The organism is Cryptocyanus atlanticus LEGE 06306, from assembly GCF_056633155.1.
On sequence record NZ_JBSJOZ010000004.1, the window covers coordinates 231,667 to 248,041 of the forward strand.

The 16,375-nt window shown below is 69.4% G+C and carries 18 protein-coding genes; 8 read left to right on the plus strand and 10 right to left on the minus strand.

Going from position 1 to position 16,375, the window contains the following annotated elements; genetic code table 11:
* Positions 1 to 18: 18 nt before the first annotated feature.
* On the minus strand, positions 19 to 972 hold the full coding sequence (gene murB / locus ACWJI7_RS06770; protein ID WP_479936413.1) for a UDP-N-acetylmuramate dehydrogenase: 954 nt from the start codon (positions 970 to 972) through the stop codon (positions 19 to 21).
* Positions 947 to 2,407, minus strand: a complete 1,461-nt coding sequence (murC, locus tag ACWJI7_RS06775; protein ID WP_479936415.1) for a UDP-N-acetylmuramate--L-alanine ligase — start codon at positions 2,405 to 2,407, stop codon at positions 947 to 949. Before murC ends, murB begins: the two co-directional genes overlap by 26 nt.
* Before the next feature lie 176 nt (positions 2,408 to 2,583).
* Here murC and ACWJI7_RS06780 point away from each other — a divergent pair, with 176 nt between their 5' ends.
* Positions 2,584 to 3,606 carry a type I glyceraldehyde-3-phosphate dehydrogenase gene (locus ACWJI7_RS06780; RefSeq protein WP_479936417.1) on the plus strand — a complete coding sequence of 341 codons (1,023 nt, stop codon included), beginning with the start codon at positions 2,584 to 2,586 and terminating at the stop codon, positions 3,604 to 3,606.
* Positions 3,607 to 3,624: 18 nt separating this feature from the next.
* Here the strand turns inward: ACWJI7_RS06780 and thiL are convergent, their stop codons facing one another.
* Positions 3,625 to 4,659 (minus strand): thiamine-phosphate kinase, encoded by a 1,035-nt coding sequence (gene thiL / locus ACWJI7_RS06785; RefSeq protein WP_479936419.1) that lies wholly within the window; start codon positions 4,657 to 4,659, stop codon positions 3,625 to 3,627.
* Positions 4,652 to 5,764 carry a peptidylprolyl isomerase gene (locus ACWJI7_RS06790; RefSeq protein WP_479936421.1) on the minus strand — a complete coding sequence of 371 codons (1,113 nt, stop codon included), beginning with the start codon at positions 5,762 to 5,764 and terminating at the stop codon, positions 4,652 to 4,654. The genes thiL and ACWJI7_RS06790 overlap by 8 nt, the downstream gene beginning before the upstream one ends.
* Before the next feature lie 109 nt (positions 5,765 to 5,873).
* Between ACWJI7_RS06790 and efp the strand changes: the two genes are divergently transcribed.
* Positions 5,874 to 6,434, plus strand: coding sequence for an elongation factor P (gene efp, locus ACWJI7_RS06795; RefSeq protein ID WP_479936423.1), 561 nt, complete (start codon positions 5,874 to 5,876; stop codon positions 6,432 to 6,434).
* Between the two features lie 6 nt (positions 6,435 to 6,440).
* Complete coding sequence (accB, locus tag ACWJI7_RS06800; RefSeq protein ID WP_479936425.1) at positions 6,441 to 6,941, plus strand: acetyl-CoA carboxylase biotin carboxyl carrier protein; 501 nt, start codon at positions 6,441 to 6,443, stop codon at positions 6,939 to 6,941.
* Positions 6,942 to 6,978: 37 nt separating this feature from the next.
* Here the strand turns inward: accB and pdxA are convergent, their stop codons facing one another.
* The 3 genes from pdxA to ACWJI7_RS06815 form a co-directional block, all read right to left on the minus strand.
* A complete protein-coding gene (pdxA, locus tag ACWJI7_RS06805) occupies positions 6,979 to 7,995 on the minus strand; it encodes a 4-hydroxythreonine-4-phosphate dehydrogenase PdxA (protein ID WP_479936427.1) in 1,017 nt (338 codons plus the stop codon).
* A 113-nt stretch (positions 7,996 to 8,108) separates the two neighbouring features.
* Complete coding sequence (locus tag ACWJI7_RS06810; protein WP_479936429.1) at positions 8,109 to 9,101, minus strand: SDR family oxidoreductase; 993 nt, start codon at positions 9,099 to 9,101, stop codon at positions 8,109 to 8,111.
* Positions 9,102 to 9,488: 387 nt separating this feature from the next.
* Entirely contained in the window at positions 9,489 to 9,860 is a 372-nt protein-coding gene (locus ACWJI7_RS06815; RefSeq protein ID WP_479936431.1) for an HNH endonuclease, read from the minus strand.
* A 188-nt stretch (positions 9,861 to 10,048) separates the two neighbouring features.
* On the opposite strand from ACWJI7_RS06815, the gene ACWJI7_RS06820 reads away from it, so the two are divergent.
* Positions 10,049 to 11,623 (plus strand): SNF2-related protein, encoded by a 1,575-nt coding sequence (locus ACWJI7_RS06820; protein WP_479936433.1) that lies wholly within the window; start codon positions 10,049 to 10,051, stop codon positions 11,621 to 11,623.
* Position 11,624: 1 nt separating this feature from the next.
* On the opposite strand, the gene ACWJI7_RS06825 is transcribed toward ACWJI7_RS06820, so the two are convergent.
* From ACWJI7_RS06825 to ACWJI7_RS06835, 3 genes are all read right to left on the minus strand, one after another.
* A complete protein-coding gene (locus tag ACWJI7_RS06825; RefSeq protein ID WP_479936435.1) occupies positions 11,625 to 12,092 on the minus strand; it encodes a hypothetical protein in 468 nt (155 codons plus the stop codon).
* On the minus strand, positions 12,089 to 12,532 hold the full coding sequence (locus ACWJI7_RS06830; protein WP_479936437.1) for a DUF6554 family protein: 444 nt from the start codon (positions 12,530 to 12,532) through the stop codon (positions 12,089 to 12,091). The genes ACWJI7_RS06825 and ACWJI7_RS06830 overlap by 4 nt, the downstream gene beginning before the upstream one ends.
* A gap of 80 nt (positions 12,533 to 12,612) precedes the next feature.
* The gene (locus ACWJI7_RS06835; protein WP_479936438.1) at positions 12,613 to 13,134 is read right to left on the minus strand and encodes an AbrB family transcriptional regulator; all 522 of its coding nucleotides are present in this window, start codon (positions 13,132 to 13,134) and stop codon (positions 12,613 to 12,615) included.
* Between the two features lie 91 nt (positions 13,135 to 13,225).
* Between ACWJI7_RS06835 and ACWJI7_RS06840 the strand changes: the two genes are divergently transcribed.
* The 4 genes from ACWJI7_RS06840 (at position 13,226) to ACWJI7_RS06855 (ending at position 16,286) form a co-directional block, all read left to right on the plus strand.
* A complete protein-coding gene (locus ACWJI7_RS06840; protein ID WP_479936440.1) occupies positions 13,226 to 13,564 on the plus strand; it encodes a hypothetical protein in 339 nt (112 codons plus the stop codon).
* A 37-nt stretch (positions 13,565 to 13,601) separates the two neighbouring features.
* The gene (locus tag ACWJI7_RS06845; protein ID WP_479936442.1) at positions 13,602 to 13,850 is read left to right on the plus strand and encodes a hypothetical protein; all 249 of its coding nucleotides are present in this window, start codon (positions 13,602 to 13,604) and stop codon (positions 13,848 to 13,850) included.
* 1,245 nt (positions 13,851 to 15,095) lie between these two features.
* On the plus strand, positions 15,096 to 15,617 hold the full coding sequence (locus ACWJI7_RS06850) for an SLOG family protein (protein WP_479936444.1): 522 nt from the start codon (positions 15,096 to 15,098) through the stop codon (positions 15,615 to 15,617).
* Positions 15,618 to 16,151: 534 nt separating this feature from the next.
* A complete protein-coding gene (locus tag ACWJI7_RS06855) occupies positions 16,152 to 16,286 on the plus strand; it encodes a hypothetical protein (RefSeq protein ID WP_479936483.1) in 135 nt (44 codons plus the stop codon).
* The last annotated feature ends 89 nt before the right edge of the window (positions 16,287 to 16,375 follow it).

Genomic DNA, 16,375 nt, shown 5'->3' on the forward strand with positions numbered 1-16,375 from the left:
CAGGCTACGGCCTGCCCCTCAGGCCGCCAGCGTCACCGCGGCGAACGGACCCAGCCGTTTCACCTCGGGGTGGAGCCAGAGGCCGTGGGCCTCATGGACACGCTCCTGCACCAGCCGGATCAGCCGATCGATGTCCTCGGCGCAGGCGCCGCCGCCGTTGACGATGAAGTTGGCATGGATGGGCGAGACCATCGCCTGGCCGATGCTCAGCCCCTTGAGCCCCAGAGCCTCGATCAGGCGGCCGGCCTTGTGGGGTTCCGGATTGCGAAAGACGCTGCCGCAGCTTGGCTGCTGGTAGGGCTGGCTGCTGGTGCGGCTGGCCAGATTGGCGCTGGTGCGGCGGCTGATCTCGGCGGGATCGTGGCCGGCGCTCAGCCGGAAGCGGGCGGCCAGCACCAGCAGGGGTTCCTCCTGCAGGCGGCTGTGCCGGTAAGCGAAATCCAGATCGGTGGCGCGGAGCACGAAGGGCGCCCCACCCCTGGCCGGATCCAGCACGGTGACCTCCTCGAGCCACTCGGCGGTGCAACCGCCCTGGGCGCCGGCGTTCATCACCACGGCTCCACCCACTGTGCCGGGGATGCCCACGGCCCACTCCAACCCGCTCAGGCCGGCCCGGGCAGCCCGGCGGGCCAGGGTCGGAATCGGTTCTCCGGCCTGGGCCTCGATCCAGCCGGTGGCGGACTCGAGAACACTGCCCTGCAGGCGGCGGTTGCAGAGGGTGAGGCCCTTCAGTCCGGTGTCGCTCACCAGCAGATTCGATCCGGCCCCGATCAGGCGGAGGGGGAGTCCGCGCCGATCGGCCCAGCCGGCCAGGCCGATCAGCGCCTCCGCCGTGGAGGGTTCGGCGAACCACTCGGCCGGGCCGCCCACCTTCCAGGTGGTGTACTCCGCCAGGGGCACCGCGCCGCGCAGCAGATCGGAGGGCCGCTCGGGAGTCACGCCGGCGTCAGGCGGCCAGAGGCTGCTGGCCATGGCTCGGCAGACCGGGACGGGTCTGGAGCCGCTCCCAGAGGGTGTTCACATCTCCGGCTCCCATCACCAGCAGCAGATCACCTGCCAGGCTCTCCCGCCAGACCAGGTCGGCCAGCTGATCGAGGCTGGTGGCCACCTGCAGGGGCAGGACCGGATGGCGATGGTGGATCCGCTCGGCCAGCCGTTCGCTGCAGATCCCCGGGATCGCGGCCTCTCCGGCGGCGTACAGCGGTGCCAGCAGCACCACATCGGCCAGGCCCAGCGCCAGGGCGAAGGCCTCGAGGAACTCGGCGGTGCGGCTGTAGCGGTGGGGCTGGAACACGGCCACCACCCGGCGGGGAGGGTGGGGGAGCGGACTGCGGCCGCTCTCCACCATCAGGCGGGCCATGCGGAGGGTGGCCTCCACTTCGCTGGGGTGATGGGCGTAATCGTCGACCACCTGGCGACCGCCCCAGCTGCCACGGAAATCAAAGCGGCGGCCAGGGGAGCGCAGGGTGCGAACCGCCGCCTGCAGCGCCTCCACGCTCACCCCCTGCAGGCGGCAGGCGGCCAGGGCGGCCGTGGCGTTGCTGAGGTTGTGCCGGCCGGGCAGGGGCAGGTGGAAGCGGCCCACCCTCACCCCGTTCTCATGGAAGTCGGCCACCGTGCCTTCGCCGTGCTCCTCCACTGCGAGGGAGGCGAACTCGACACCGGTGCTGCGGTTGATCGACCACCAGGCCCTCGGGTGGAAGTGCTTGGCCAGCACGGGACAGTCGGCGTTCGCCAGCAGGGAACCGCACCCGGCGGCGAACCGCCGCAGGGTCTGGACGAGGGCTTCGAGGTCGGCGTAATGGTCGGTGTGGTCGAGTTCGAGATTGGTGATCAGGCCCAGGGAGGGGCGGAACTTCACCAGGGACCCATCGGATTCGTCGGCCTCGGCCACGAGCAGAGTGCCGTGCCCGCTGCGGGCATTGCTGGCGAAGGCCGGCACCATCCCGCCGATGATGGCGGTGGGGTCGTTGCCGGTGGCGGCCAGCAGGGTGGCGATCAAGGTGCTGGTGGTGGTCTTGCCGTGGCTGCCGGCCACCGCGATCGAGGCCTGACCGTTGATCAGGGCCGCCAGCACGTCGGAGCGGTGGACCACCCGCAGGCCGGCCCGGCGGGCTGCCACCAGTTCAGGGTTCTGGGCCGGCACCGCCGTGCTGATCACCACCAGCGGCGGCTCGGCGGTGCCGCTGCGGATCGCGTCGACCGTGGAGGCGCTCTGCTGGCGGAAGACCCGGACACCCCGAGGGCGCAGGTCCTCCAGCGCCTGGCTGGGCCGGGAGTCCGAGCCGGTCACCGCAAAGCCGCGATCCGCCAGGATCCCGGCCAGGGCTGACATGCCGATGCCACCCGCTCCAATGAAATGAACCGGAACCCGGCGGTCGAGCAGCGGTCCCACGGGCGTCTCCATGTGGTTCCGAAGTTAAGCCGAGCGCATCCGGTTGTCTCTCCCCCGGTCACGCATGTTCCCATCGCAGACGGCGTCGCCGAAGGTGGTGCCCCGGCACGTGATGGGGAGGGGGGAAGCCAATTCTGTATGATCTGCAGCCAAACTCCCCTTTGTTAGCGGGTTTTCCCGTTCCTGCCATGACCTTGCGCGTTGCGATCAATGGATTCGGCCGGATTGGTCGCAACTTCATGCGCTGCTGGCTCAGTCGCGGTGCCGATACAGGCATCGAGGTGGTGGGTCTCAATGACACCTCAGATCCGCGTACGAATGCTCACCTGCTTGAGTATGACTCGATGCTGGGCCGAATCCGTGATGCCAAGATCGGGTACACCGAGGATACGTTGATCGTCAATGGCCGAAGCATCAAGTGTTTCTCTGACCGCAATCCGCTGAACCTTCCCTGGAAGGAATGGGGCGTTGATCTGGTGATCGAAGCCACGGGTGTATTCATCGATAAGGAAGGAGCCAGCAAGCACATTCAGGCCGGGGCCCGCAAGGTGCTGATCACGGCGCCCGGCAAGGGGGAGGGCATCGGCACCTTCGTGGTGGGAGTGAATGCCGACCAGTACCGCCATGAAGATTTTGACATCATCAGCAATGCCAGTTGCACCACCAACTGCATGGCTCCGATCGTCAAGGTTCTTGATCAGGCCTTCGGCATCGTCAAGGGCACGATGACCACCACCCACAGTTACACCGGCGATCAGCGCATCCTCGATGCCAGCCATCGCGACCTGCGCCGGGCCCGGGCCGCCGCCATCAACATCGTGCCCACTTCCACCGGGGCCGCCAAGGCCGTGGCCCTGGTCTACCCGCCCATGAAGGGCAAGCTCAGCGGCATCGCCCTGCGCGTTCCCACCCCCAATGTGTCGGTGGTCGACCTGGTGCTGCAGATCAGCCGCGCCACCACCCGGGAGGAGGTGAACGGCACCCTCAAGGCGGCCGCCGAGAACGGCATGAAGGGAATCATCAAGTACTCCGATCTCCCGCTGGTCTCCTCCGACCATGCCGGCACCGACGAATCCACGATCGTCGACGCCGACCTCACCCTGGTGATGGGTGACGACATGGTGAAGGTGATCTCCTGGTACGACAACGAGTGGGGCTACAGCCAGCGGGTCGTTGACCTGGCCGAAGTGGTGGCCAGCAACTGGGCCTGATCCCCACCCCCCGCCGAATCAGACTGGGCCGAAATGGCTGAAGCCGAGGGCCCCGGAGGTCAGGGCCTCTCCCCCCGGAGCCCAGCGCAGGGTCCCGTCGCCCCTGGTCAACCGGCCGATCCGGCAGGAGCCGGGCAGGGCGTTCAGAAACGAGTCCCCCCAGGCTGGGTCCAGCGCGAGCACCAGTTCGAAATCCTCCCCCCCCCCCAGGCACCAGGCCTCGGCGTCCCCCAGGGAGACCATGGCGGGATCCAGGGGCAGGCTGTCCCGCTCCAGCCAGGCGTCACAGCCGCTGGTCACGGCCAGGGCCCGCACGGCGGCCGCCAATCCGTCACTGCTGTCGGTGCCGGCGACCCGCCAGAGGTGCCCCGGCGGCCGGCTCCTCGCCAGGGCCTCCACTGCATCGAGCCGGGGCCGGGGCCGGCGGTGAGCCGCCACCGCCCGGCGCGCGAGAGGGTCGTCGCCCAGGCCGGGACCTTCGCCCCTGATGGCCTCCTCCTGCAGCAGGGCCAGGCCCAGCCTGCTCAGTCCATGGGCTCCGGTGCAGACCAGCGTGTCGCCCGCCCGGCCCTCCCCGCGGCGGATCGGACCCTCGGCGCCGAGGCGCCCCAGGGCTGTGATGGCCAGCACCCGCTGCCCGCCGCCGCTGCAGTCCCCACCCAGCAGCACCCCACCATGGGCCCGCAGGGCCTCGCCCAGGCCCGTGTAGACCCCCTCCACCCAGCTCCAGGGCGTGCTGGCAGGGGCCACAAGGGCCACCGTCAGGCCCACCACCTCCCGGCATCCCATCGCCGCCAGGTCCGAGAGATTGGCGGCGGCGGCCCGCCAGCCCACGTCCGCCGCCGCCATCGTCGCCTCGCTGAAGTGGATGCCCTCCACCAGGGCATCACTGGTGACGACGAGCACGCCCCCGGCCCGTTCGCTCAGCAGGGCCGCATCGTCCTCGAACTGGGCCGCGGGAGCATGGGTCCTCAGCCGTTCGATCAGACCCCACTCCCCCAGGTCCGCCAGGCTGGGGGATCGGGACGGGATCGACCAGCCGGGTTCAGCCATGGGGGCGCAGGTGTTCCGCTCCCTCCAGAACGGTCGCCGAAACGATGCCGTCGTCGGCGGTGAGTTCCTCCAGCACATCGAAACCGTCCACCACGTAGCCGAAGGCGGCATAGCGTCCGTCGATCAGATTCAGGCCGGCGGGGGTCAGTTCGGCCTCGAACAGGAACAGGAAGAACTGGGAGGAACCGTCATCGAGGGCCTGGTCGGAGTGGGCCCAGCCCAGGGTGCCCTTGGTGGCGAAGGGCAGGACCGGCGTGGCCTTGAACAGGCCCAGATCCTCGAAGGTCTGGTTGTAGAAGGGCTCGGATTCGCCCGGCACCATGATCTCCAGTGGCACGGTGCGCTCCCGGCCGGTGGCGGGGTCGACGAACCCCCCCTCCGGTCCGATGGGATCGCCCGTCTGGAGCACGTAGAAGTCCTCGGCGCGAATGAAGGGCAGGCCGTCGTAGAAGCCGCGCTGCACCAGGTCCACGAAGGCCCCGGCGGTGAGGGGCGCGTTGTAGCCGTCCACCACGGCGGTCAGGTCCCCTTTGGTGGTGCGGAGCCGGATGGTGGCTCGCCCGAGCAGCCGCGGCAAAGCGTCGAAGCGTTCGGGTATCGCCACGGGGAAGGAACCCACCAGCAGGGCCTCGGCCTGGCCGATCGTGCTGAGGGCGGCCCGTCGTGCAGAGAGGAAGCTCCCGCGATCCTGGCTCTCCGCCGCGGCGGCCACCGCCTGGAGCTCCGTCTCCAGGCGATCCAGCAGGGTTTGGACCGGGTCCTGGTCCGCAGCGTCGAAGCTGGCGAGCAGGGCGGCGCGACGGGCGCTCAGGCTGGACTGGGCCCGGCGCACCCGACCGCTGAGCGCAGTCCAGCGCTTGGCCCGCAGATCCCCGCTGGTGTCCTCCAGGCGGTGCTGCAGGGTCTGCAGATCGGGTTGCTCGATCGGCAGGGCATCGCGCAACAGGGTGGCCGGGTCGGTCACGGCATTGCCGGGGGGCAGGGCGGCGGCCGCAGCTCCGGGCCCGGCCATGCCGGCCGCGGCGATCAGGACGAGAGACAGCAGGACCGCCAGCAGGGGGCTGGGGGACGGCCGGAACCGCCTGCTCAACAGGCTGCTGTGCATGGCTCACCCTGCCGTTCTCCGGACTTTGGCACAGCTCCCCGGCCAGGGCCGGGGAGGGGAGAGGGGTTCAGGGGCCAGCCGTACAATCCCGCTCACCCGTTCACCCGGAATGATCTCCAGCAACGACTTCCGAACCGGTACCACCATCGAGCTCGATGGACAGGTCTGGAGGGTCGTCGAATTTCTGCATGTGAAGCCGGGCAAGGGCTCTGCCTTCGTGCGCACCAAGCTCAAGGCGGTCCAGAGCGGCAACGTGGTGGAGAAGACATTCCGAGCGGGCGAAACCGTGGCCCAGGCGCAGCTGGAGAAATCGACGCTGCAACACACCTACATGGAGGCCGATGAGTACGTCTTCATGGACATGGCCAGCTACGAGGAGACCCGCCTGAGCGCCAAGCAGATCGGCGACGGCCGCAAGTACCTCAAGGAGGGGATGGAGGTGAATGTGGTGTCCTGGAACGGCTCGCCCCTGGAGGTGGAGCTGCCCAATTCCGTCGTCCTCGAGGTCACCCAGACCGATCCCGGGGTGAAGGGGGACACCGCTACCGGGGGCACCAAGCCGGCCATTGTCGAGACGGGTGCCCAGGTGATGGTTCCCCTGTTCATCACCATCGGCGAGAAGATCAAGATCGATACCCGCAGCGACAGCTACCTCGGTCGGGAGTCCTGAACCACCATGCAGCTCGACAACGACCAATTGCATCAGCTGCTCGCCCTCCTCGAGCAGAGCGACATCCAGGAGCTCAAGCTCGAAGGGGATGACTTCCGGCTCGAGGTGCGGCGCAACCTGCCGGCCCCGGTTCCGCCGGCTCCCCTGCCGCCGGCGTCCGCCGGCCCCATGGCCGTCACGATGGCCCCGGCGCCGCCGGGACCGGTCCCGGCGGCGCCGGGCGAGCCGTCCGCCCCGCCCCCGGCCCCCGCCGCCGTGCGAGCCGATCTGGTCGACGTCACCGCTCCGATGGTGGGCACCTTCTATCGCGCCGCCTCCCCGGGGGATCAACCCTTCGTGGAGATCGGCAGCCGCATCGGCATCGGTCAACCCGTCTGCATCCTTGAGGCGATGAAGCTGATGAACGAACTCGAGGCCGAGGTGAGCGGCGAGGTGATCGAGATCCTGGTGGAGAACGGGACGCCGGTTGAATTCGGCCAGGTGTTGCTGCGGGTCAAGCCCCTTTGAGCCAGCCGGCGTGCGGGGCCGGGGCCCGGTGCCGCCGTCAGCCCAGCTCCCGGGCCGTTTCCAGGGCGGCCACCATGCTGTGGGGCCGTGCCGTTCCCCGTCCGGCGATGTCGAAGCCGGTGCCGTGATCCGGGGAGGTGCGCAGGAACGGCAGTCCCAGCGTCGTGTTCACCGCCGCGTCGAAGGCCAGCAGCTTCACCGGGATCAGTCCCTGGTCGTGATACAGCGCCAGGTAGCCATCGGAGCCGGGAGACTCCCCCCGCCAGGCGGCGGCGGCCTCCAGCCAGCAGATGTCGGGGGGCTGGGGGCCGATCAGTTCAATGCCGGGATGGCGCTCGCGCCAGCTCTCCAGCAGCGGGATCAGCCAGTCCTGTTCCTCCCGGCCGAGCTGCCCCGCCTCGCCGGCGTGGGGATTGAGCCCGGCCACCACCAGCCTGGGTCGCTCGCGGAAGCGGCGGCAGAAGGTCAGCAGGGTGTCCAGCTGCCGCCCCACCAGCTCCGGGGTCAGCGCCGCGGCCACCGCCCCCAGCGGGATGTGGGTCGTGGCCAGCAGGGTGTTCAGGCGCCAGCCTTCCGCGGGTGCCCGGGCCGTGAACAGCATCGAGGCCTGGGCACCGCCGCACAGTTCCCCCAGGCGCTCCGTCTGGCCGGGGTAGGGATGACCGGCGGCCCGCCAGGCGTGCTTGGCGATCGGAGCCGTGGTCAGGGCCTGACAGCGACCTGAGCGCACCAACTCCACCGCCGCCGTCAGCCAGGCGAAGCTGGCGGCGCCGCTGGCGGCCGTGCCCCGCCCGGGTTCCGGATCCTCATCCATCGGGAGGTCCACGATCGGATGGTGACGCGGATCGGCCAGGGGCTGGGCGCTGTGCTCACGGAGCTCCAGGTAGCTGCGCACCAGCCAGCGCCGGCAGCCCACCAACACCACCTCCGTCCCCGTCCCCTCCAGGACGGCCAGGGCCTTGAGGCTCACCTCCAGGCCGATCCCGGCCGGATCCCCCAGCGAGAGGGCGATCCGGTGCTGACTAGCCTCCCTTCGCGTGGCCTCGCTGTTCATGATTCGCTGGTTGCTGCTCGGTGGTCTGATGTTCGGCCTCGGCACGGGCCTTCAGCGGGGCTGGGTGGTGATCGACTGGTGCCGGTTCATGGCCGAGGTCCAGCTGCCCACCCTCAACAATTTGCAGCCGGCGGCCCCTCCGGTGTGCCCGCCGCCGGTGCAGCCGGGGGCTCGATGAGCCCCCGGCTGGCCGCCTCCCGTTCCTCCTCCAGAGATGCCCGATAGCCCTCCCGGAAGCTCGGGTAGCGCAGGGCATAGCCGAGATCCTCGCGCAGCCGTCGGTTGCTGGTGCGGCGGTTCTCGCTCCAGAAACTACGGGCCATCGGGCTGAGGTCGGCGGCGATCCGCTCGAAGCGTTCCACCTCCGGCAGCTTGCAGCCGAGCAGGTGGGCGGCAAAGCCGAGGGTCTCGCTGGAGGGGCAGGGGACATCGTCCGCCAGGTTGACCAAGGCCGGGCGCTGCGCCACCGGCAGGGCGAGGCAGTGCAGCAGGGCACCCACGATGTCGTCGACATGGACGCGGCTGAACACCTGGCCGGGTTTGTGGATCAACCGGCTCCGCCCCGTCAGCAGGCTCTGGAAGGGGCAGCGATCCGGGCCGTAGATCGCCGGGAGACGGAAGAGCTGCACCGGAAGGCCACTGGACAGCCAGGCGTTCTCGCAGGCCAACCGGGCCTGGCTGCGCGCCAGGGAGGGGGCCGGTGGGTCAGTCTCCGCGACCCAGTCGCCGCCGCTGTCGCCGTAGACCCCGGTGGTGGAGAGGTAGCCGAGCCAGCGCAGGGGAAGCTGGCGCAGCAGCGGTCCGAGGGCCGCCAGGCTGGGGTCACGCCCATCCGCCCCGGGTGGGATGGTGACCAGCACGTGGGTGGTGCCGGCCAGGGCGGCCGCGTCCGGTCGCCGATCCTGGCCTGGATCGAAGCGGATCCAGTTCTGCCGGGGGGGGGCTTCCAGGCGGGCATCGGAAGCGGAGGGCGGGGCACCGCTGCGGCTGGTGAGCCCCACGTTCCACCCCTCTGCGGCCAGGGCCGCGGCGAAGCGCCGACCGCAGTAGCCGCCCCCCAGCACGAGTGCCCGTGCGGGGGCGCCATTGACAGCGCCATCGGTCATGAGTACATCTGTATCACTGTTTCGGTCCTGCTCCGATGCCCCCCGCCTGCCTCTCTACATCGTCCGCCCCCCCGACAGTCCATCCCCGCCCGCGCCGCTGCCGGCGCCTGGGGGGACCGGGGGGCCGGCCGGGAAGCCCGTGGGCAGCGGCGCGGGCGGGGATGGACTGTCGGCCCTGGCCCTCCCCCCGGCGGCAGCAGCACTCCGGGCGCCCGCCGTCGTTCTCGTGGACGTCCTGGCCGCTGGTCGTGGCCCTGCTGGTCGGAGCCCTGCTGCTGGCGCCGGAGCGGCCCGAGGAACTGGCGGCAATCTGTGAGCGCCATAACGGTCCACAGGTCTGCCGCGTCTGGTGAGCGGCGGTGCGCGGGCCAAGGGCCGCCGCCAGGTTCAGGCCGCCTGCAGGTTCAGGCTCGGCTCCGGATGGGCCCACTGCAGCAGCCGCACCGCCAGCCGCAGATCGCCGTCCATCCAGGCGCGGATCGCCATGGCCCGACGTGGATCGTAGAAACGCTGACGCCGGTACCAGTCGAAGGCGTCGGCATCACTCTTGTGGCCGTTGCAGGCCAGGCAGGCCGGCACACAGTTTTCGGTCACGCTCAGGCCACCGCGGCAGCGGGGAAGCAGATGGTCGATCGATTCAGATCGATCGCCGCAATAAATACATCGATGATGGGTGACAGTGTGGAGGGATTGTCGCCAACGGCGGACACGTAATTTGGGGCAGAGATCCTCAAGGAATACCGCATCCCTGACGTGCATCCCATCACCTCGGTTGGGGCGATTCTGCCGTCAATCGCCCATGGATCAATGTGTCCAAGGCTGCACTTTTCTGCCCTTCAGACTCCGATTGCATCGTCTCCCAGCCGACCTAAGATCGACGTCGCGTCGGTCCAGGATCCCCGCTGAGCGCCGCTTCCGCTGCCCCCGCACGGCTCGATCGCTGTGTGATGGCCCTCGGGCCTTCCGGTCTGATCGAAGTGCGCTCGCCATTCGATCCCGTCACCCAGGCCCAGCTGCGGCGGATCCGCCCCTCCGGGCGGTGGAGGGCGGCCCGCCGTTGCTGGGAGTTTCCGCTGGAGGCGTCGGCCGTCCTCAGGGTCCGGCTGGCCGATCGGTTCGGGATCGAGCCGGAACTCGCCGAATGGATGGACTGGCTGGAGCAGCCCCTGCCTCCCCTGCCCCCCCACCGGCAGCTGGTGGCCGCGGCCGATCTGGAGGCCCCTCTGCCCGATGGCCGTCGTCTGTTCCGCCACCAGCGCACCGCGGCCCGCTGGCTGCTGGCCCGGCGTGGAGCGGTGCTGGCCCATGCGATGGGGCTCGGCAAGACCCTCACCGCCCTGGTGGCGGCCCGGGCCCTGGTGCGCCAGGCGGACTGCCGGATCGCCGTGGTGGCGCCGGTCGGGTTGCATCCATTCTGGCGCGGGGAGGCCTTTGCCCTCCAGCTCGAGCTGGAGCTGCTGAGCTGGGCCCGCCTTCCCCGGGCCCTGCCGCCGGCCGGCACGGTTTTGATCGTCGATGAGGCCCACTTCGCCCAGACCCTCGCCGCCAGCCGCACCCAGGCCCTGCTGCGGCTGGCCCGCCACCCCCGTCTGCGGGCGATCTGGCTGCTGAGCGGAACGCCGATGAAGAACGGACGCCCCAGTCAGCTCTTTCCGTTGCTGGTGGCGATCGACCATCCACTCGGACGGGACCAGCTCGGATTCGAGCAGACCTACTGCCAGGGGCACTGGCGGGAGCGAGCGGGCCGGCGCCACTGGCAGGCGACCGGGGCCGAACGTCTGGAGGAACTGCGGCGCTTGACCCGGCCTCTGCTCCTGCACCGCCGCAAGCAGGACTGCCTGGATCTGCCGCCGAAACGGCGCCTGCTGCGGCCGGTGGAGCTGTCGGAGAGTGAAGGGCGTGGATTTCAGCACCGCCTCCAGCGCCAGGTGGAGGAGTACCGCGGGCGGGTGGTCCGGGGGGAGGTGGCCCGGGATGCGGAACCGCTGGCGATGCTCACCGCCCTGCGGCAGCTGGGGGCCCAGTACAAGTTCCCCGTGGCGGAACGGCTGGTGGCCGGGCTGCTGGCCCGGGGAGCCTCGGTGGTGGTGTTCTCCGCCTTCGTCGCGATGGCGGAACGGCTGGCCGCCCGGCTTGGCGGCGTTGCCCTCACCGGCCGGCTGCGGGCGCCCGAACGTCAGCGGCAGGTGGATCGCTTCCAGGCCGGCCTGGTGCCCCTGCTGACCGCCACCTATGGGGCGGCCGGGCTGGGATTCTCCCTGCACCGGGCGTCCCATGTGGTGCTGCTGGAACGACCCTGGACACCGGGGGATGCGGAGCAGGCGGAAGACCGTTGCCACCGCATCGGCATGGCCGGTGCCCTCACCTGCCATTGGCTGCAGCTGGGGGTGGCCGATCAGCTCGTGGATGGTTTGATCGCCAGCAAGGCCGAGCGCATCTCCCTGCTGCTGGAGGGGCGAGCCACCAGCCTGCGCCGCCGGGCCCTGCCGGCCATGGTCCGGGAGCTGCTCGACAGCTGGTAGATCAGGGCGCGGGCAGGGGGGGTTTGTCGCGGCAGCTCTCCAGTCGCACCCGGATGTCGATGGCCAGCTGCTGTTCGGGCTCCGGCTCCTCCTCGGACGCTTCCTCGGGTTCGCTCGCCGCCGGGGCATCGGTGCGGAGCCCTTCGAGCAGGGTGGCCGCCTGCTCGATGTCCCGGCAGGCGGCGGCTTGATCCCCGTTCAACGTGTGGAGCACGAAGCGCTCGCTGAGCGGTCGGGGGTCGGCGGGGAAGGCTTCCACCACCGCGTCACAGCGGCGCAGGCTGTCCTGGAGGTCATCGATCTGGACGTCCCGGAGGCAATCGTCGCCCCTGAGCCGCTCGCCCTGGGGGATCGGTGGAGCGGAGCAGGCCCCGACCAGGGTCAGGAGCAGGGCCGCCCCGCCGATCCGCAGGCTGCCTGCCGCCTGGGGCCGTTTGAGAGGAGGGACAGGCTCGATGGGAGGGGTCAATAGGAATAGCGGTCCGAGCGGGTGGTGCCGCCGCTCTGGATCGGCACGGGGCCACCGGCGGGGACGTCGCTGGTCAGGGGGGCCGGCCGCTCACTGCCGAACAGGGCGCCCAGGTACAAGCCGCAATCGGGATAGGCCTCCGGCGACTTCACCACGGCCTCGGTGATCATCACCGCGGCATGTTCGGGGGAGGTCTTGAACAGGCTGGAGCTCTGCCGTTTGATCAGCGCGTAGGCGGCGTTCCAGCTGACCTCATGGTCATTGCCCGACCGGCGCATGAAGCAGTAGACCTCAGCGCCCTTGCCGCCGGCGTCACTGCGGTCCGGCTGGGGGGCCTGGGCCCGGGCCGGGCCCGGCGGGGAGAGAGCCACCAGGGCGGTGCCCAGCGCCAGGGCGAGGCGGAGGCCGATGGGAGGGGAAGGTTGTCGTGAACGAGGCATGACACCGATCCGGCTGATCTGGCTGCGGCTCCCAACGTATCGGCCACCCGGAAGCTGTCGAGTGGGGGAGAGGCGCTGGGCTAGCCGGAGGGATGACCAGCTGTGAACGTCAGGACGAGTCGCACGATCATGGGCAGCACCAGCAGCACCGTGATCAGACGAACGGCATGGAGCGCGGCCACGGCGGCCCCGACCCCGAATTCGGCGCCCACCAGGCTCATGCCGCTGATGCCCCCTGGCGCAGCGCCCAGCAGGGTGATGATCGGATCCACTCCGAGCAGGCGACTGCTCCAGAGCCCCACCACCAGACCGGTGGCCACCAGAGCCACGGTGATCAGGATGGCCGGTCGCCACAGCTGCCTCAACTCCAGCAGCGCTCCGCTGGTGAGGCCGGTGCCGATCACGGTGCCGATGGCGATCTCGAGAACGGTGCGTGTGCCGCTGGGCCAGATCGCCATCTCCCAGCGCCCGCTCATGCTGACCAGCCCGGCGCCGAGCAGGGCCCCCGCCAGAGGGGCGGCCGGGATGCCCGTGCGCAGGGCAAGCAGTCCGCCTCCCAGACCCGCCAGGAGATAGATCGCCAGAGAGGCGGAGGTGGACATGCCCGGAGGGGACAAGGGAGTGCCCAGTCTGGGAGACGGCTTGAGCCGAAGGGTGTTCTGTGTTGTGATCGGCCCAGTTGCCCCGTCAGTGATGGCCTCTGAATCGGTGTCCTTCCGCATCACCCGCACGGCCGAGGATCTGGCCCAGACCGTCTCCGCCCTTTCCCACCGGCTCGTGACCCTCGAACAGCGTCTGGCGGCCCTCGAGACGGTGCTTGAAACCCCGCGCCAGCCGGAGGCCACCGAACTCGAGGCCCTGGCGAACGTGGAGCTGATGTTGCGGGATTGCCGACAGTTGCTGGAGGAGTCCTCGCCGCAGGGCCCACCTTGGAATCCGAGCCATGAAGGGAGTTCGGAGCCGAGCCCTCTCACCAGACCCTCTGGACAGGACGGGGCCGGCGTCCCGCTGGGGCCACCCCTGGCCGCTTAGCGTCCGCCGCCGCGCCGCCCTGGCCACGGGTGGCAGAATGAAAAGAAAGCTCACCATGGCCAGCATCTATCCGGCCTGCCCCCTGCCCCGTACCAACGGTTCAGCGGCGTTCGTGGCCCCGGCTCCCCATCCCAGACCCACCGGATACATCGAGGGCGGCCACCAGCTTGAGAAGCTGGAATTCGCTCTCGCCATCGCGATCAGCCGCGATGATCGGTCACGGGCCGCCCAGTTGCGCTCCCAGATCCTGGCCCTGGGGGGCCATGGCGAGGAGCCGGGGACATGAGCAGTAACGGTGCTGGGCAGACTGAGCCTGAACCGATAAACTAAAGCGCAATGGATTGTTGATCGTGACTGCGGTTCAGATGCGATCGGGATCGGTTCAGAACCCCTCAGTCCACAGGCCCTCCCCCCTGGCTCGTGCCGGGGGGCCTGCATCGGGATCCGAGATGAAAGCCCAACTTCTTCTCGAATCTTCCCTGCATGACTCGGCCGCCGCGGCCGCTGCGAAACGGGGCGATCTCACGGCCGCCGCCCGGTTGATTCTCAGATCCCTCGATTGTGAGCGCCGGGCCGGCGGCGTCGGACCTCAGGTTCTTCAGTTGATCAAGCCACGCCGCTGAACATCGGATCAAGCCATGGGATCAACCCAATCCCCCGGCCCCGGATTGAGAGGCTGAAGGAAACAGCTATTCAGGCGCAAGCCGTTGATCCCGAATCCCACTTGCTCCGTTCGCGAAGCCCTTGCCAAAAGCGGGTGACCGGATTCGAACCGGCGACGTTCAGCTTGGGAAGCTCGACTAGGAAGCGCCAAGAACGATTGCGCCGCAAGGGTTGTTGATCGGTGGGTCGGCCCATGTGAGATGTTTGGTGAGATGTTTTGCCTCTGACGGCCGCCCGGAGGCTGAGAGGAAGCAGGGCCAGGCCCATCGCGAAAGCGACCACTGAGACCGCGGTTGGACCGGCGAGACACTCAGCGGAAAGCAGGGGGTCTTATTCAAGGGAGGGCCGCTTCATGAAATAAGGCGATCGCGGATTCAAGGATCACCCGGAGTTGTCCATATCTTTGTTCTGCGCTACGGCGCGTAGCCGCCCTGTGCGTTCTGTTCCGCTGCATCGGGCTTGCTGCTGGCAATGTCGCAAGGCTCCGCAGACGCCGCAGGGCTCTGGTCGGCGACGGCCGTCCTCTGCTCCGGGGCCGGTGTGGGGGTGGCGGGCAGGGCCGCTCTCCCGCGGCTGCGGTGGCCGGGCATTCGCCCGTATCAATGGGGCAGGGGAAGGCTCCAAGTTTCCTCGCGCGGCTGCGCGGCCAGCTGGGCATTCAATGCTGAATCTGGCGGTCTTGCTTATCAGCTTTCAGGCCGCCCGCGCATGGCTTCGTTTTGCGTAGATCCATTGCCCCGCAGCCACTTTGCCCGCTACTTAGTGCATTTGTACTGATAGAATAAAGGCTGCGCCAAAGGCCCCGAGCCCATCGCCTGCGTCAACGAAATCCTCGGACAACTTGCCCCGTTCGTTTGCTCTGTAGCCCATGAGCTTGTCCTCTGCTGCAGTGGCCCAGGCCGCTGCATTGCCTCTTCCTGGCCTCCTGCCGCCGCCGGCGTTGGCCCATCGCTCAGTCGTCATCGTCGCCGCCGGTGGCCGTGATCTCCTCTGGCCCCAGGAGCGCATCGCCTCCGCCCTGCTCCAGCGCAGCGGTGGCCGGCCTGTCCATCTGCTGCTCCATGGCGGAGCCCGTGGCGCTGATCGCGCCATCGGTCGTGCGGCCCATCAGCTCGGCTGGCGGGTCCAGTCCCTCGCTGCTGATTGGCGCCGCTATGGCCGCAGTGCCGGCCCCATCCGCAATCGGCGCCTCCTCGAGCAGGCCCTGGTCGAGGCCCAGGTCCACACCTCCCCAGCCTTCAGCGTCTCGGTGCTGGTGATCGCCTTTCCCGGAGGGCCAGGCACGGCCTCGCTGGTGCAGCAGGCCCGCCGCTGCTCCTCCCGTTCGCCGGTGCCGGTGGTGGTGATGGAGGTGCCGCCGCCCTTCTCGCCGGAGCCCCTCGCCGCCTGAGCGGTTTTCGCCGCCTCGCTCTTCTCGTTCCCCTCTTCTCCACCTACCCATGTCTGCTCTCACCACCACCGCTCCTCTTCCCCCGGCTCTTCCCCAGGCCGCCGGGCCGTCCTGCACCCTGCAGCGCACCGCTTCCCTCTGGCAGCCGGGCATCGAGGCCCAGGAGCTCACCACTGCCATCGGCCAGCTGGCCCAGCGCCTCGAAAGCGACGAGCCAGAAGACCGCCAGCAGGCCATCACGGAGCTGGAAGCCGCCCTGCTTGCCGATGAAGGCAACAAGGCGGCCCTGGCCGCCAAGGCCGATGCCACCTGCTGGGTGATCGAGCACCTCCGCGGCCAGGCCGCCTACCGCCAGCAGCAGGCCAAGCGGCTCACGGAGCTGTCACGCTCCGATGCAGGCCGAGCCGATGCCCTGGAGGAATCGCTGGTGCTGGTGCTCACCCGGCTGCAGCCCGCAGCCACCCGCTTCTCGTTTCCCAATCACGAGCTGCGCAGCACCCGCGCTCCACCGCCGTCGCCATCGAGAACGAGGCCCTGCTCGACCCCGAATGGCTCGCGGTCAAGACCACCTTCCAGGCCGATAAGTCCGCCATCAAGCCAGCCCTCAAGGCCGGCCAGGAGATCACCGGCGCCCAGCTGATCTCCCGCCGCTCCTGGCGCATCTGCTGACGGCCACAGCCCCCTCGCCAGTGGGGTTCCGGTGCGGTGACTGCCAGGAAAGATGACGCTCCTTCAGCTGTTCAGGCAGCCATGGCAAA

Bases quoted from the DNA above. Each gene is read 5' to 3' on its own strand.
- murB (WP_479936413.1), bottom strand. From the start codon at position 972: ATGGCCAGCAGCCTCTGGCCGCCTGACGCCGGCGTGACTCCCGAGCGG.
- murC (WP_479936415.1), bottom strand. From the start codon at position 2,407: ATGGAGACGCCCGTGGGACCGCTGCTCGACCGCCGGGTTCCGGTTCAT.
- ACWJI7_RS06780 (WP_479936417.1), top strand. From the start codon at position 2,584: ATGACCTTGCGCGTTGCGATCAATGGATTCGGCCGGATTGGTCGCAAC.
- thiL (WP_479936419.1), bottom strand. From the start codon at position 4,659: ATGGCTGAACCCGGCTGGTCGATCCCGTCCCGATCCCCCAGCCTGGCG.
- ACWJI7_RS06790 (WP_479936421.1), bottom strand. From the start codon at position 5,764: ATGCACAGCAGCCTGTTGAGCAGGCGGTTCCGGCCGTCCCCCAGCCCC.
- efp (WP_479936423.1), top strand. From the start codon at position 5,874: ATGATCTCCAGCAACGACTTCCGAACCGGTACCACCATCGAGCTCGAT.
- accB (WP_479936425.1), top strand. From the start codon at position 6,441: ATGCAGCTCGACAACGACCAATTGCATCAGCTGCTCGCCCTCCTCGAG.
- pdxA (WP_479936427.1), bottom strand. From the start codon at position 7,995: ATGAACAGCGAGGCCACGCGAAGGGAGGCTAGTCAGCACCGGATCGCC.
- ACWJI7_RS06810 (WP_479936429.1), bottom strand. From the start codon at position 9,101: ATGACCGATGGCGCTGTCAATGGCGCCCCCGCACGGGCACTCGTGCTG.
- ACWJI7_RS06815 (WP_479936431.1), bottom strand. From the start codon at position 9,860: ATGCACGTCAGGGATGCGGTATTCCTTGAGGATCTCTGCCCCAAATTA.
- ACWJI7_RS06820 (WP_479936433.1), top strand. From the start codon at position 10,049: ATGGCCCTCGGGCCTTCCGGTCTGATCGAAGTGCGCTCGCCATTCGAT.
- ACWJI7_RS06830 (WP_479936437.1), bottom strand. From the start codon at position 12,532: ATGCCTCGTTCACGACAACCTTCCCCTCCCATCGGCCTCCGCCTCGCC.
- ACWJI7_RS06835 (WP_479936438.1), bottom strand. From the start codon at position 13,134: ATGTCCACCTCCGCCTCTCTGGCGATCTATCTCCTGGCGGGTCTGGGA.
- ACWJI7_RS06840 (WP_479936440.1), top strand. From the start codon at position 13,226: ATGGCCTCTGAATCGGTGTCCTTCCGCATCACCCGCACGGCCGAGGAT.
- ACWJI7_RS06845 (WP_479936442.1), top strand. From the start codon at position 13,602: ATGAAAAGAAAGCTCACCATGGCCAGCATCTATCCGGCCTGCCCCCTG.
- ACWJI7_RS06850 (WP_479936444.1), top strand. From the start codon at position 15,096: ATGAGCTTGTCCTCTGCTGCAGTGGCCCAGGCCGCTGCATTGCCTCTT.